The 13,620-nt window shown below is 73.0% G+C and carries 13 protein-coding genes and 2 pseudogenes; 4 read left to right on the forward strand and 11 right to left on the reverse strand.

What is annotated here, in order from left to right; translation table 11 throughout:
* Positions 1-20 precede the first annotated feature (20 nt).
* Entirely contained in the window at positions 21-635 is a 615-nt protein-coding gene (locus tag J2S42_RS30785; protein ID WP_307244744.1) for a TetR/AcrR family transcriptional regulator, read from the reverse strand.
* Between the two features lie 74 nt (positions 636-709).
* On the opposite strand from J2S42_RS30785, the gene J2S42_RS30790 reads away from it, so the two are divergent.
* Positions 710-1,429: a GAP family protein gene (locus tag J2S42_RS30790; protein ID WP_307244746.1), complete on the forward strand. Its 720-nt coding sequence runs from the start codon at positions 710-712 to the stop codon at positions 1,427-1,429.
* Positions 1,430-1,471: 42 nt separating this feature from the next.
* Here J2S42_RS30790 and J2S42_RS30795 read toward each other — a convergent pair whose 3' ends face one another.
* The 8 genes and pseudogenes from J2S42_RS30795 to J2S42_RS30830 form a co-directional block, all read right to left on the reverse strand.
* The gene (locus tag J2S42_RS30795) at positions 1,472-2,281 is read right to left on the reverse strand and encodes an endonuclease/exonuclease/phosphatase family protein (RefSeq protein WP_307244748.1); all 810 of its coding nucleotides are present in this window, start codon (positions 2,279-2,281) and stop codon (positions 1,472-1,474) included.
* A gap of 154 nt (positions 2,282-2,435) precedes the next feature.
* Positions 2,436-2,924: pseudogene (locus J2S42_RS30800) on the reverse strand (phosphatase PAP2 family protein); the annotation flags it as partial.
* Between the two features lie 45 nt (positions 2,925-2,969).
* Positions 2,970-4,088, reverse strand: coding sequence for a YihY/virulence factor BrkB family protein (locus tag J2S42_RS30805; RefSeq protein ID WP_307244750.1), 1,119 nt, complete (start codon positions 4,086-4,088; stop codon positions 2,970-2,972).
* Positions 4,085-5,074, reverse strand: a complete 990-nt coding sequence (locus tag J2S42_RS30810) for a diacylglycerol/lipid kinase family protein (RefSeq protein ID WP_307249132.1) — start codon at positions 5,072-5,074, stop codon at positions 4,085-4,087. Before J2S42_RS30810 ends, J2S42_RS30805 begins: the two co-directional genes overlap by 4 nt.
* Positions 5,075-5,135: 61 nt before the next feature.
* On the reverse strand, positions 5,136-5,783 hold the full coding sequence (locus J2S42_RS30815) for a hypothetical protein (protein WP_307249134.1): 648 nt from the start codon (positions 5,781-5,783) through the stop codon (positions 5,136-5,138).
* A 56-nt stretch (positions 5,784-5,839) separates the two neighbouring features.
* On the reverse strand, positions 5,840-7,318 hold the full coding sequence (locus J2S42_RS30820) for an endo-1,4-beta-xylanase (protein WP_307244753.1): 1,479 nt from the start codon (positions 7,316-7,318) through the stop codon (positions 5,840-5,842).
* A gap of 136 nt (positions 7,319-7,454) precedes the next feature.
* Positions 7,455-7,793: pseudogene (locus J2S42_RS30825) on the reverse strand (carbohydrate binding domain-containing protein); the annotation flags it as partial.
* Between the two features lie 190 nt (positions 7,794-7,983).
* The gene (locus tag J2S42_RS30830) at positions 7,984-8,517 is read right to left on the reverse strand and encodes a hypothetical protein (protein ID WP_307244754.1); all 534 of its coding nucleotides are present in this window, start codon (positions 8,515-8,517) and stop codon (positions 7,984-7,986) included.
* 206 nt (positions 8,518-8,723) lie between these two features.
* Here J2S42_RS30830 and J2S42_RS30835 point away from each other — a divergent pair, with 206 nt between their 5' ends.
* Positions 8,724-9,188, forward strand: coding sequence for a MarR family winged helix-turn-helix transcriptional regulator (locus J2S42_RS30835; RefSeq protein WP_307244756.1), 465 nt, complete (start codon positions 8,724-8,726; stop codon positions 9,186-9,188).
* On the opposite strand, the gene J2S42_RS30840 is transcribed toward J2S42_RS30835, so the two are convergent.
* On the reverse strand, positions 9,171-10,121 hold the full coding sequence (locus J2S42_RS30840) for a TIGR03557 family F420-dependent LLM class oxidoreductase (protein ID WP_307244758.1): 951 nt from the start codon (positions 10,119-10,121) through the stop codon (positions 9,171-9,173). The two genes, J2S42_RS30835 and J2S42_RS30840, sit on opposite strands and share 18 nt — an antisense overlap.
* Positions 10,122-10,222: 101 nt before the next feature.
* Between J2S42_RS30840 and J2S42_RS30845 the strand changes: the two genes are divergently transcribed.
* Positions 10,223-11,605 carry a family 43 glycosylhydrolase gene (locus J2S42_RS30845; RefSeq protein WP_307244760.1) on the forward strand — a complete coding sequence of 461 codons (1,383 nt, stop codon included), beginning with the start codon at positions 10,223-10,225 and terminating at the stop codon, positions 11,603-11,605.
* A gap of 16 nt (positions 11,606-11,621) precedes the next feature.
* On the opposite strand, the gene J2S42_RS30850 is transcribed toward J2S42_RS30845, so the two are convergent.
* A complete protein-coding gene (locus J2S42_RS30850; protein WP_307244762.1) occupies positions 11,622-12,218 on the reverse strand; it encodes a DUF3558 family protein in 597 nt (198 codons plus the stop codon).
* A gap of 334 nt (positions 12,219-12,552) precedes the next feature.
* Between J2S42_RS30850 and J2S42_RS30855 the strand changes: the two genes are divergently transcribed.
* Positions 12,553-13,578 (forward strand): LacI family DNA-binding transcriptional regulator, encoded by a 1,026-nt coding sequence (locus J2S42_RS30855; protein ID WP_307244764.1) that lies wholly within the window; start codon positions 12,553-12,555, stop codon positions 13,576-13,578.
* The last annotated feature ends 42 nt before the right edge of the window (positions 13,579-13,620 follow it).

The raw sequence follows: 13,620 nt of genomic DNA on the forward strand, positions 1-13,620 counted from the left end.
ACCGCCCGCAGCGAGACACCTCACCGGGTGATCTCGTGCAACGCCGCGGTCAGCGTCGCGCGGACCGCTGCCGGTGGCATCTGGCGCGGGTACATCAGCGCCTGCAGCGACAGGCCGTCCACGATCACGTGCAGCCGGGCCGCGCGCGCCTCCAGGTCCGGATCGTCCAGCGGCGCGGTCAGCTCGTCCGGCCCGGACCGGCCGTTGAGCCCGGTGACGGCGCGTCGGCACAGGTAGCGTGTGCCGTCCCAGGCCGCGTCGCGGGCCGCGTCCAGGCCCCGGGCGATCCGCGACCGGTCCGCGATGGCCACGAAGACCAGCACCTCGATCCGGCGCTCCTCGTCCAGCGGCAGCAGCTCCTCCAGCACCGCGATGACCCGGTCGAACGGGGCCAGCGACGCATCCTCGAGGTGCACCCGGATGCGCTCCGGCACCCGTTCCATCATCAGCTGGGCGGCGAACGTCAGCAGCTCGTCCTGGGTGGAGAAGTAGTGCCTGATCGCGCCGGTGGACCAGCCCGACTCGGCCGCGACCGCGCGGACGGACGCGGCGTTCAGCCCGTCTCGGCTGATCACCCGCCACACCGCGGTGGCGAGCTCGAGGCGGCGCTGTTCATGATCCACGATCCGGGGCACCCGTCTTTTTTAGCACGACTGTGTTACCTTGTTTTTCACACGACCGTGCTAAATAAACCGGGGGAAGGACGCTCGTGGACCTCCTGACGCTCGCCGGCCTGGCCGGTCTGGCGCTGATCGACAGCACCAGCATCGGCACGCTGGTCATTCCCATCTGGATGCTGCTCGCACCGCGGGTGCGGGCCTCCCGCTTCCTCACCTACCTGGCCACCGTCGCGATCTTCTACGCGATCGCCGGCGTGCTCCTGGTGCTCGGCGCGGAGGCCGCCACCACCGCACTGGCCGGCCTGTCCGACGCGGCCTGGGTCAACTGGGTGCAGCTGGCGATCGGTGTCGGCCTGTTCGCGTACAGCTTCCGGTTCGACGGCGCCCGCGCCCGGCGATCCGGGCGCGGTCCCGGCCGCGCGGACCGCTGGAAAGCCCGGCTCACCGGCGAGAACGCCACGGTCGGTGCCATGATCGGCCTCGGGCTGGGCGCGGCGGCGCTGGAGATCGCCACCATGCTGCCGTACCTGGCCGCGGTCGGCCTGATCACCTCCGCCGGCCTGCCGGTCCCGCTGTGGCTGGCCGTCCTCGGCGGCTACGTGGTGGTGATGATCCTGCCGGCGCTGCTGCTCGGCGCGCTGCGCGCGGTGGCCCGGCACCACGTCGAGCCGCTGCTCACCCGGGTCAGCGCGTGGTTCGCCGAACACAGCGACAGCACGCTCGGCTGGGTCTTCGGCATCGCCGGCTTCCTCCTGGCCCGCGACGCCGCGTTCCGCCTGGGCCTCTTCAACCAGTGGATCAACAGCTAGCGCGCCCACCCGGGCTGTGCGGCCGGCGCCGACGGAAGCGGGTCAGGGGACGGGCCAGGACAGGTCGAGGGTGGCGAGGACCGGGTAGTGGTCGGAGGCGGATTCGGATGGGCCGCCGGTGAGGGGCTCGCAGTGGGTGCAGAGGGCGGCGAGCGGGTCGCTGCCGAGGATGTAGTCGATGCGCATGCCGTCCGCGGCGAATTCGCGGCCACCGCCCCGGGTGGTGGGTGCGGTGCGGGGCCGGCCGTGCGAGCCGGCGGCGGTCCAGAGGTCGCGGTAGCCGGCGGCGTGCAGCGTCTCGATCGCGCGGGTGTCCGCGGTGCCGGGCACGTGGCGGCGGACGTGGCGGGCGCGGTAGAGACTGGGCATCGCGGCCAGGCGTGCGGTGTGGTCGGTGTCCGGGGCGAGCGCGTTCAGGTCTCCCATCAGCAGCGCCATCCCGGTCGCGGGGCTGGTCTCGCGGGCCAGCCGGGCGGCCTCGTGGCGGCGGCGGGAAGCGGAGAACGGGTTGAGGTGGGCGCTGGTCACGGTGAGCGGGCCGCGATCGGTGTCCACCTCCACGATGGACGCGGCGTGGTGCAACGGGAGCCCGACCACGCGGTGCCGCCGCACCCGGCCGGGCGGGCGGACCAGCACGGCCACCGGCATGCCGAGCGTGGCGCGGGCCAGGTGGCCGGTCATGCCGAGCGCGGCGGCGGCCTGCGCGAGACGGCGGCCGCGGCCGTTGTCCCAGCCGCGCAGTTCCTGGAGCGCGAGCAGGTCCGGCCGGTGCGCGTCGACGATGCCGAGGATGTCGTCGAGCCGCGAGCCGCCGCCGTTGCGGATGTTGTACGTCATCACCGTCAGTGCCATGCGGATCTCCTGACCCGGGGAACCGGCGGCACCGGAAGAACCGGCCGCGCCGGGAGAAGCCGGGGGCGGGCCGGCGCACCCGGTGAGCGGCCGGTGCCCAGCCGCCGAGCACGTCGGAGACGAAGTGGACGCCGAGCGCGACCCGGGTGAATCCGGCCAGCAGCACCAGCGCGACCCACGCCGCGATCGCGACCCGCCGCCGGCGCGGCCGCAGCAGCGGCATGAAGATCAACAGCACGGCACCGTACGCGACGACCGTGCCGAGCGCGTGACCGCTCGGGAAGCTGTTGCCGGGTGCGGTCGCGATCGGCACGTCGACCACCGGCCGCAGACGCCCGACCAGGGTCTTCAGCGTCGGGTCGAGGACCAGCGCGCCGAGGCCGGTGACGACCGGGTAGAGCGCGAGCCGGACCTGCCGGCGCAGCAGCAGGCCGGCCGCGACCACGGCGAGCAGCAGCGGCGTGACCGGCGGGCCACCGGCCACCGAGATCCCCTCGAGGACCGCGACCAGCGTCCCGTGCCGGGATACGACCGCGTTGAGGTGCGCCGCGACGGCGTGGTCGAGCGCCAGGATCAGCCCGAACGCGAACAGCAGGATCAGCCCGAGCACGGATCGCTCGGTGAAACGCCGCCACGCGGTCATCGGCCGGACCTCCCGGGGCGACCTCCTACCCGGACGTGCGCGCGGCTACACCACCGGGGGGCGGCGCGGGCGGACGGACTTGCGGCCGCCGTCCGGCTTGACCGCGAAACCGGCGCTGAACGACCGTACCCGCGAGGCCTTGATGGTCTGCTTCTTCGCCGACCGGGGCCGGGGGAGGTGCGGCGCGTGCGGGCGGTCGTCCCTGTCCGAGGGCTGCCAGCGGTCCGGTTCGGCCGGTTCGGGCACGCCGACGCGGGCCGCCTCCAGCTGGGCCGCGAACGCGATGCCGAGGAAGAGCGCGATGCCGGTCAGGTTCGCCCACAGCAGCAGCGCGATGATGCCGGTCAGCGGTCCGTACGTCTCGCCGAAGCCGCCGGAGAAGCGCACGTACCCGGCGAGCAGCAGGCTGGTCACCCACCACAGGATGGTGGCCAGCGTGGCGCCGAACAACAGCCAGGACAGGCCGGGCTGGCGGCGGCGCGGCGCGAACCGGAAGATCACGCCGATCGCGATGATCACCAGCGCGAGGCTGGCCGGCCAGCGGACCACGTCCCAGACGTCCGCGAACATCTCGCCCCAGCCGGGGTAGCGGGCCTCGATCGAGTTGCCGAACGGGCGGCCGGCGACCAGCGTCAGGAAGCCGAACAGCGCGGGTACGCCGGCCAGCACGGCCAGCGCGGCGGCGCGGACGTACTTGAGCACCGCCGGGCGGTCCCGCTCGACGCCGTAGATCCGGTTCGCGCCGCGCTCGATCTGCGCCATCGTCTGGGTCAGCGACACCATGCCGGTGATCAGGCCGAGCGTCAGCGCGAGCTCGCCCGCGTCCTCGGTCGCGTCGTCCTCGGTGAGCAGGTCCGCGACCACGTCGTGGCTGGCGCCCGGGGTGAGCGCCAGGATGGTGTCCGCCACCACCAGGCCGCCCTCCTCGGCACCGAGGTCGGTGGCGAGACCGGCGAGCGCGATCAGGAACGGCACCACCGCGAGGCACAGCTGCAGCGCGAGCGCGCGCGAGTGGCTGAACCCGTCGCCGTAGCGGAACCGGACGAACGCGTCGTGGAACAGGTGCCAGCGGCCGTAGACGCGCAGCGCGTTCCAGGCGTCGTCCGCGGACAGCTCGTCCCCGGACATCAGCTGCGTCTCGGGGACCTGATTGGTGCTGCTCACGCCTTCTCCCTCACCCGGTCGGCGCCCTCGGCCAGATCGCGGGCGCGCTCCGGCCGGGGCACGCACAGCACCAGCGCCTTCGGCCGGAGGCGGACGCGCAGCACCTCGGCCGGTGCGATCAGGTCGCCGTCCAACTGCCGCGGCTGCGCCCGGTTGCTGCGGATCTCGACCTCGGACGCGGTGTACAGCTCCATCCGCGGCACCCGCCGCCACCGGTAGAGCACGCCGAGCCCGAGCACCACCCACTGGCCCAGGCTGCGCGCGGTCACCACGGCCACGTTGAACTGGCCGTCGTCCGGTTCCGCGTCGGCCAGCAGGCGCACGCCGCCCTGCAGCCGGCCCACGTTCCCGATCAGCACGGTACGGGCACGCCGGTCCAGCACCCGGTTGCCGTCCAGCCTGATCCGCACCCGCATCGGCCGGTCCCGGATGTGCCGGGCCGCGCCGAACAGGTACGCGATCCAGCCGATCCGCTTCTTCGCCCGCTCGGACGTGCCGGCGAGCATCTGTGCGTCGAAACCCATGCCGGCCATCACCGCGAAGCAGTCACCGGTCTCGTCCACCTCGCCGACGTCGATCAGCCGCCGCCCACCGTCCAGCACCACCTGCACGGCCGCGGCCACGTGCCCCTCCAGGCCCAGGTTCGCGGCCAGCAGGTTGCCGGTGCCGGAGGGAAGCACGGCCATCGCCACGCCGGTCCCGGCCAGCCCGGTGATCGCGGCCCGGACCGTGCCGTCGCCGCCGGAGACGAAGACCACCTCCGCACCGGCCGCGACCGCGGCACGCGCCTGGCCGCGGCCGGGGTCCTGTGGCGTGGTCTCCAGCCACAGCGGCTCGGGCCAGCCGGCTATCGCCAGCCCTTCACCGATCAGCCGTTTGTGCTCGTCGAGGTCGGCGACCTTCACCGGGTTGACCACCACGGCCGTCCGCACCGGCCGGGGTACGGCCGCGCGCAGGACCGCATGCGGCTGCCCGCTGTCTTCCATCACGGCCGACAGTGTGCAACAACCGGACGCGGCGGGCGACCCATCGGGCGTACGCCACAGCTCACTCGGGTGATTCGGCGATCGCGGCGGCCACTCCGGCGGGATCGGCGAGCATGTGCAGGTGACCGCCGCGGAGCGTGCGGACCGGCCAGCCACGGCGTGCCGCGTCGGCGCGCTCGTCCGCGTAGGCGTCGCCGAACGCGAGGTAGGTGGCCGGCCGCGCGTCCCACCCGGCCGGCGCGTCCACGCTCGCGGCCAGGTAGCCGAACGGCATCCGCGCCTGCTCGCGCTCGACCGCCGCCCTGGTCGCGGCGTCGGGGAAGAGCGCGTCGACCGCGTCCGGCGGCCACCAGCCGGTCCACGGCGGCAACCGGCCGTCCGAGCCGGCCAGGTCCTGCAGCGCTGTCCGGAGACCCTCGGGAGCCACGGGGGTACGGCCGGCGCCCGGCGGCAGGATCGCGTCGGTGAACACCAGCCGGCGGGCGTCGCGGGCACCGGCGAGCGCGGGCGCGTACAGGCCGGCGTTGCTGTGCGGGACCAGGACCAGATCGTCGCGCTCCGGGATCTGCCGCGCGAACGACGCCGCGATCTCCGCCGGGGTGTCGCCGCGCGGCGCCGGGACCACCACGTCCGGCCCGAGCAGCGCGGCGACCGGCGCCCACACGGCCGGCCCGAGGAACGGGCTCGGCATCAGCACGTAACACGGCATGCCCCCGTTATACGCGCCGCGGGCGGGCCCCGGGGTGCCGCCGGGGCCCGCCGGTCTCAGGCGGTGGTGCAGGTGGTGCCGTTGAGCGTGAACGCGGCCGGTGCCGGGTTCACGCCGGTCCAGCCGGCGAGGAAGCCGACGCTCGCCGAGGCGCCCGGCGCGAGCGTGCCGTTCCAGGCCGCGTTGCGGATCGTGACCGCGGTGCCGGACTGGCCGCCGGCGCCGCCCCACACCTGGCTGACCCGCTGGCCGCCGGTGAACTCCCAGCCGAGCGTCCAGGACGCGAGCGCGGCCGGTGCGCCGTTGGTGACCTTCACGTCGCCCTGGAAGCCGCCCGGCCACTGGCCGGTGACCCGGTAGGTGACCGTGCACGCCCCGGCGGTGCCGGACGGCGTCGGGCTCGCGCTGGCGCCGGGACTCGCGCTCACGGTCGGCGTCGGTGTGCCGACCGTGCCGATCCTGGACGGGTCGACCACGCCCCAGTACGCGTCCTTCGCCTGCAACCGGGTGTCGAAGAGCAGCGGCGCGTCCTTGCGCGTCACCGGGAACGTGTCCAGCCAGGTGTCGTCGTCCGCCAGCCCCCAGACCGTCACCGAGGTGATCTCCGCGGCGTACCGGCGGTAGAGCGCGAACAGGTCCCGGTACTTGTACGCCACCTTGAGCAGCCGGTCCGCCGGTGGCGTGGGGAACGACTCGGACTCGCTGGTGTAGATCGACACGTCCATCTCGGTGATCTGCTGTTCCACGCCGAGCGGGACGAACTTCTGGATCATCGCCTCGACCTCGGCGGTGGCCGGCCAGTCGATGTTGACGTGCATCTGGTGCCCGACCGCGTCGATCGGCACGCCCTCGCTCTTCAGCAGCGCGACCAGCGCGTACAGCTTGTCGCGCTTGGCCGGCACGTTCGTGTTGTAGTCGTTGATCACCAGCGTGGCGTCCGGCGCGACCTCGCGGGCCACCCGGAACGCGGTGCGGATGTAGTCCAGCCCGGCGATCTCGTACCAGCGGCTGCGCCGGTAGCCGTCGGGCTGCGACTCGTCGATCACCTCGTTCACCACGTCCCACACCGGTATGTCGTCGCCGTAGTGGCCGACCACCGCGCGGATGTGCGCCTCCAGCCGGGCCAGCAGCAGCGCCTTGTTCGCCGCGGTGGCGGTCATCGGTGCGCCGGTGTCGTCCAGGAACACCCAGGCCGGCGTCTGGTTGTGCCAGACCAGCGTGTGACCGCGCACCGCCATGTCGTTCGCCTGCGCGAACGCGACCATGGTGTCCGCGTCGGCGAACCGGAACGTGCCCTCGGACGGCTCGGTCGCGTCCCACTTCAGCGCGTTGCCGGGCGTGACCGAGTCGAAGTGCTTGGCCAGCAGCTTGCCGTGCTCGCCGAGCAGCGCGGCCGGTGTGATCGCGGCGCCGACCGGGAACTCGTCCACCACGTCCTTGATCGACGGGATGCCGGTCTGGATCGGCGTGGCCGGTACGTACGAGACGGTGACGTCGTCCAGGTGGAGGTCGCCCGTGCTGTCCGCGGTCTCCACGTACAGCGTGAGGTAGTCGACCTCGGCCGTGAGCGTGTAGCGGCCGGTCAGGTTGACCCGAGCCGCCGGCCGTGAGCGCGGTGTTGCCGGCCACCTGGTCGTAGGCTGTGGTGCCGTCGGTACGGCGCTCGACGCTGAGCCGCGCGCTGTCCGACCCGGCGGCGAGCCGCACCCAGGCGGAGATCGTGTACTGGATGCCCGGCCGGAACGTGTCCAGCACGTCCAGCACCGGGCCCTCCCAGGCGGCGGTCCGGCCGGTGATCGCGAGGCTGCCGGAGCCGCCGTGCGCGACCGTGCCGCTGGGTGCGACGGTCTCACCGCCGCGCGGCACCCAGCCGCCGGCCGTGCCGTCCTCGAAGGTGTGGGTCACGACCGTGACCGGTTCATCCGCGTGCGCGTTCGCCAGCGGTACGAGCACGGCCGCGAGAAGTCCGGCCGCGACGACGGGAGCGAGGCGCGTCCATGTCGCGCGCATATCTGGGCTGCCTTTCCGGGGCACGGGACGGCACGCGTGGTGACGCGGCCAGGACAGGCCCGGCACGAGCCCGCGTGCCGGCGGCGCCCCGGCACACCGCCCCGGGCTCCCGGCCGGAACGGTTCACGGGCGCGTGGAGCCCGCCGAGTCACCGATGGTGATCGATGCTATGGGTTTTCCTGGCTGCACGTCAACGCGCGGCCGTGGCCAGGCACGCGGCGGCGGTCCCGGCCAGCGGTGCGTCCGGGCCGGCCGGCACGATCATGACCGCCGGGTGGGCGGCGGCCAGCTCGGCCAGTTCCGCGGCCGGGTCGCCGCCGGACCAGACGACCAGCCGGGCTGGGATGGCGCGGGCGGCCGCGTCGGAGATGGCGGCCCACGGCACCTCCGCGCCGAGCCGCCAGCTCTCCACGCCGTGCTCGAGCAGCACCGCGGCGAGCGCGGTGAGCGGCAGGTCGCCGGGCTCGCCGGGCGGGGCCGCCAGCATCACGGTGGGCGCGAGGTCGCGGCGGGCCAGCCGGCGGAGGCGCTCGTCCAGGGCCGCGCGGACGCCGGCGGCCAGCGCCAGCGCGGGCGCGTTGGCCGGGCCGGCGGTGGCGGCGAGCGCGGGCGCGCAGAGGTGCGTCCAGGTGTCCAGCGTGCCGTCGGTCTCCAGCGCGTCGCCGACCAGGCGGGCCACGGCGCGGTCGTCGACCCGGCCGGCCGCGGCGAGCAGCCGGCGCATCGGGCCGGGAGTGACCGGGGTGCAGCCGCCGGAACCGGGTAAGAAGACGGTGCGGTGAAGGCGGGGCGCGGATGTCACGGGGTGGGCCTCACAAGCGTCTGCGGTGGTGTGCAAGGTTGATGCGAGGCGCGGCCGTGGCCGTACCGGTGCACGGTTTTCAGATTGGTTCGATTTTCGTACCATCCTAACGAAGAGGTGGCAACCCCGTGGCGGACAGCCGTGCGGTGCTCATGGCGCTGGAGCGGATGAAGCAGTCGCACCTGACGCTGCACCACGCGGTGGCGCGACGACTTAAGATCAACTCAATCGACGCGGAGGCGATCGCGCACCTGATAGCGGACGAACCGCTGACCCAGGAGGTGCTGCGCGCCCGGCTGCTGATCAGCAAGAGTGCGATGACCGCGCTGGTCGACCGTCTGGTGCGGGACGACTTCCTGGTCCGGCACGCGAACCCGGCGGACCGGCGCTCCACGCTGCTCACCGTCTCCCCCCGGGCCCGGCACGGCTGGGCGAACGGCATGCAGCGGGTCTTCGACACGATGGACCCGGTGGCGGCGGCGCTCGGGCCGGACGCCGCCGCCGTGGTGGCCGAGTTCCTCGACCGCGTCACCGAGCTGCAGCTCAAGCTGGCCGACGACGTGATGCGCTACCGCTCAGAAGCGGGGGAGTAGTTCCTTCTGCGCCCACTCCAGGAACTCCGGCTGGCTGTCGCCGCCGACCTGGACCACGGCCACGTGGCTGAACCCGGCGTCGACGAACTTCTGGATCGCGGCGACGTGCTTCTCCACGTCCGGCCCGCAGCTGACCGCCTCGGCCACGTCCTCCTCGCGCACGGTCTGGGTGGCGGCCGCGAACGACTCCGGCTCCGGCAGCTCCGCGTTGACCTTCCAGGTGAGGCCGGACCAGCGCCACTGGTCGTGCACGATCTTGCGGCAGGCCTTCTCGTCCGGGCCCCAGCAGATCGGCACCTGGCCGTACCGGTTCCCGGTGCCGCCCGCCTCCCGGTAGGAGTTCAGCAGGTCCGCGTCCGGCTCGATCGCCACGACCGCGTCGCCGTACTCCGCCGCGAGCCGGGCCGAGGAACTGCCGGAGATCGCGACGGCCATCGGCACGTGCGCCTCGGGCCGGTCCCAGATCCGGGCCTCGGGCACGTCGAAGTACGTGCCGGAGTAGGTCAGCCGCTCGCCGGCCAGCAGCGGCCGGATGATCTGCAGCGCCTCCTCGAACATGTCGTGCCGGTCCTGCACGTGCGGCCACGGCCCGACCACGTGCTCGTTCAGGTTCTCGCCGGAGCCGAGCCCGAGCGTGAACCGGCCCTCGGAGAGCACGCCGACCGTGGACGCCTTCTGCGCCACGACGGCCGGGTGGTAGCGGCGGATCGGGCAGGTGACGTACGACAGCATCTCCACCCGCGAGGTGGCGTGCGCGACCGCGCCGAGCACCGACCAGGCGTAGGGCGAATGCCCCTGCGACTCCAGCCACGGGTTGTAGTGGTCGGACATCACCAGGTGGCCGAACCCGGCCGCCTCCGCGCGGATCGCGTAATCCACCAGCTCCCGCGGTCCGGACTGCTCACTCATCAACGTATAGCCAATGGACACCATGGGCGGACAACCTCCTTCGACGGGTACGCCTTACCCGCGCGTCCGGCGGCGAACCTTGACACCGGGCATGTGACCGCTAACATTCGTACCCTTGAATCCTCTTGCCTCCGGAGGCGACCGTGCTCCGCACCGTGCTCGCGGGTGTCGTCCTGTCCGTGTCCGCCGTGGTGGGCGTCGACGCGGCCGCGGTGCTGCCGGCCGGTGCCGCGTCGCTGGAGTCGGTCGGCAACCCCGGGCGGTACGTGCGGCACCAGGACTCGCTCGCCCGGCTCGATCCGGTGAGCCCGGTCAGCGCGGCGCAGCTCAAGTCGGACGCCACGTTCACGATCGTCAACGGCCTGGCGTCGCCGGCGTGCTACTCGTTCCAGGCGCGGAACGGGCAGTTCCTGCGGCATCGCGACTGGCGGCTGCGGATCGACACGAACACCGGCGACGCCACGTTCCGTGCGGACGCCACGTTCTGTGCCGTGGACGGCGCGCTCGCGTCGTACAACTATCCCGGCCGGCGGGTCCGGCAGCGGGACTTCGCGCTCTGGCTGGACGCCGTCGTCGACACGCCGGAGTTCCGTGCGGACAGCGCGTTCCGGATCGTCGCGCCGTGGGCGCCGCGCACCACGCGGAACCCGGTGCTCCCCGGCCTGTTCGCCGACCCGCACATCGCCGCGTTCAACGGCCGCTACTACCTCTATCCGACCACCGACGGGTACGCGAGCTGGTCCGGTACCTACTACAAGGCGTTCTCCTCGGCCGACCTGGTCACCTGGACCGACCACGGTGTGATCCTGGACCACGGGCCCGACGTGTCCTGGGCCGACAACTCCGCGTGGGCGCCCGCGGTCGCGGCCGCGAACGGGCGCTACTACCTGTACTTCAGTGGCGGCGCGGCCGGTGGCAACACGGCGAAACAGCTCGGCGTGGCGGTCTCCGGCTCGCCGGCCGGCCCGTTCCGGGACGCGCTCGGCGTGCCGCTGGTCCGATCCGGGCAGTTCTCCGGCGGGCAGGCGATCGACCCGATGGTCTTCACCGACGACGACGGACGGTCCTATCTGTACTGGGGTCAGGGTGTGGCGCGGGCGGTGCCGCTCCACGCGGACATGGTGTCGTTCGACCCGGCGCAGGTCCGGACGATCACGCCGGCCGGCTACAACGAGGCGCCGTTCGTGTTCAAGCGGAACGGCGTCTACTACCTGATGTGGTCGGAGAACGACACGCGCAGCGAGGACTACCGCGTCGCGTACGCCACCGGCGCCGGGCCGCTCGGGCCGTGGACGCCGCGAGGCGTGGTGCTGCAGAAGCGGCTCGACGCGGGGATCAAGGGGCCGGGGCATCACTCGGTGGTCCGGGCGCCGGGCACGGACACCTGGTACATCGCTTACCACCGGTTCGCGGTCCCGGCCGGCGACGGCACCAACCGGGAGACCGCGATCGACCCGATGACGTTCGGCGCGGACGGCTCGATCCGCCCGGTCGTCCCGAGCCCGTGACCGGCCACCGGGTGCGCTACCCGAGCTTGGGCAGGATCTTCGTGGCGACCTGCTTGGCGACCTTGAGGTTCGCGGCGTCCTCGCCGCCCCGGGCGTAGACGTCGAGCAACAGCGTGCCGGTGCGCACGTACAGGTGGCCGGACTGGGTGAAGGCGTCGTCGCCGAGGCCGGGGACCGGCGTGCCGGTGCTGGCCTGCCGGGCGAACTCGGTCTTCGTGGTGTGGCTGAGGAAGACCGCGAGCTGGCCGTCGGTGAGCTGCCACTGGCAGAAGCGGGCCGCGGCGGTCTCGTCCTCGCCGTCGGGGTCCACCTGGCTGACCTGACGGCCGGTCAGCGCGATGACCTCGATCCGGGTCAGCAGATCGCAGGGGTCGCCGATGGTGGCGCCATCGGCCGGCTTCGTGCCGCCGGGCTTGCCGTTCGGCAGTCCGGGCATGCCGCTGGGCAGCGCGTTCGGCAGGCCGGACGGCTTCCCGGTTTCGGCGGGCGCGGGCGTGGTGGCGGCGGGCGGGGCGGGCTCGGGGTTCTCCGTGCTGATCAGGACGCAGCCGGAGAGCGCGGGCACGGTGAGGACGGCGGCGGCGATCAGCGGGAGGGCGCGGCGGCGGATCATCTCTGACTCTCCGGAGGGCAGGTCGGCTGGCGGATGTCTCGAAGCCTGTGGCACGGCGGGTGCCGGCGGCGGTCGCGCGCCGGATCGCGGCACATTTCCGGGAGTCCGCGGGTGACGGTGCGGGCCGCCGGGTTGCCGCAGGTGGTGGCGGAGTTCGATGTGCCGCGCGGTAGCCGGAGCCCGCCGGTCGCGGGCCGGTAACGCCGAGGAAATCCCGCAGTCATGCCATTGACATGACGTACGTCTCAGTCGTAGCTTTCCAGTCGAAGCGTTTCGACTAACCGCTTCGACGCAGCTGACCTGCGGTTTTGCGACACCAAAGGAGGTGGGTCACATGGCTTCCATGGCCGACGTGGCTCGCCGGGCGAACGTCGCGGTCTCCACCGTCTCCTACGCGCTGAACGGCACACGGCCGGTCGCGAAGGCCACGGCGGACCGCATCCACCGGGCCATGGACGAGCTCGGCTACCGGCCGAACGCGCTGGCCCGCGGCCTGGCCAGCCGGCGCAGCCGGAACGTGGCACTGATCTTCCCGATGCTGGAGCGCGGCCTCGGCCTGACCGAGATGGAGTTCGTCAGTGCGGCCGCGGAGACCGCCGGTGACCTCGGCTACCACCTGGTGCTCTGGTCCACGCCGCTGGGCGACACCGAGCTGCTCACCAAGCTGACCCGGCAGGGCCTGGTCGACGGCGTGGTGATCATGGAGGTGCACCTGGCGGATGCGCGGATCGAGATGCTGCGCCGCACCGGCGTGCCGTTCTGCATGATCGGCCGGACCGGCGACAACGGCGACGATCCCTTTGCCGACATCGACTTCGAGAGCACGGTGCGGGACGCGGTGGCGCACCTGCGGGCGCTCGGCCACGAGAAGATCGGCTTCATCAACCACTCGCGCGCCTCGTACGACGCCGGGTACGGGCCGTCGGTCCGGGCCGCGCACGCGTTCGAGGACGCCGCGGGCGCGGACGGCGTCAGCCGCTTCTGTGACGACTCGCCGACGGCCGGCCGGGAGATCTGGCGCGAGCTGACCGCGGCCGCGCCCGGCGTGACCGGCCTGATCGTCATGAACGAGCGGGCGAGCGCGGGCGTGCTGGCCGCCATCGCGCAGCAGGGGGCACGCGTACCCGAGGATTTTTCGGTACTTTCGGTCGCTTCCTCCGAGCGGGTCGCCGAGATGACCTACCCGCCACTGACCACGTTCCACCCGCCCGCGGCGGAACTGGGCCGGCTGGGCGTGCAGGTGCTCATCGATCGCCTGGAGGGGCGCGAGGTTCCGCTCGTGCAACAGCTCATCCCCTGCCGGCTGGTGCTGCGTGACAGCACCGGCCCGGCGAACCGACAACCGGGGGCCGGGAACTGACGTCCCGGTCCCGCACCGAAGAGGCACGTCTTTCTTATCCAC

Source organism: Catenuloplanes indicus, assembly GCF_030813715.1.
Lineage (GTDB): Bacteria > Actinomycetota > Actinomycetes > Mycobacteriales > Micromonosporaceae > Catenuloplanes > Catenuloplanes indicus.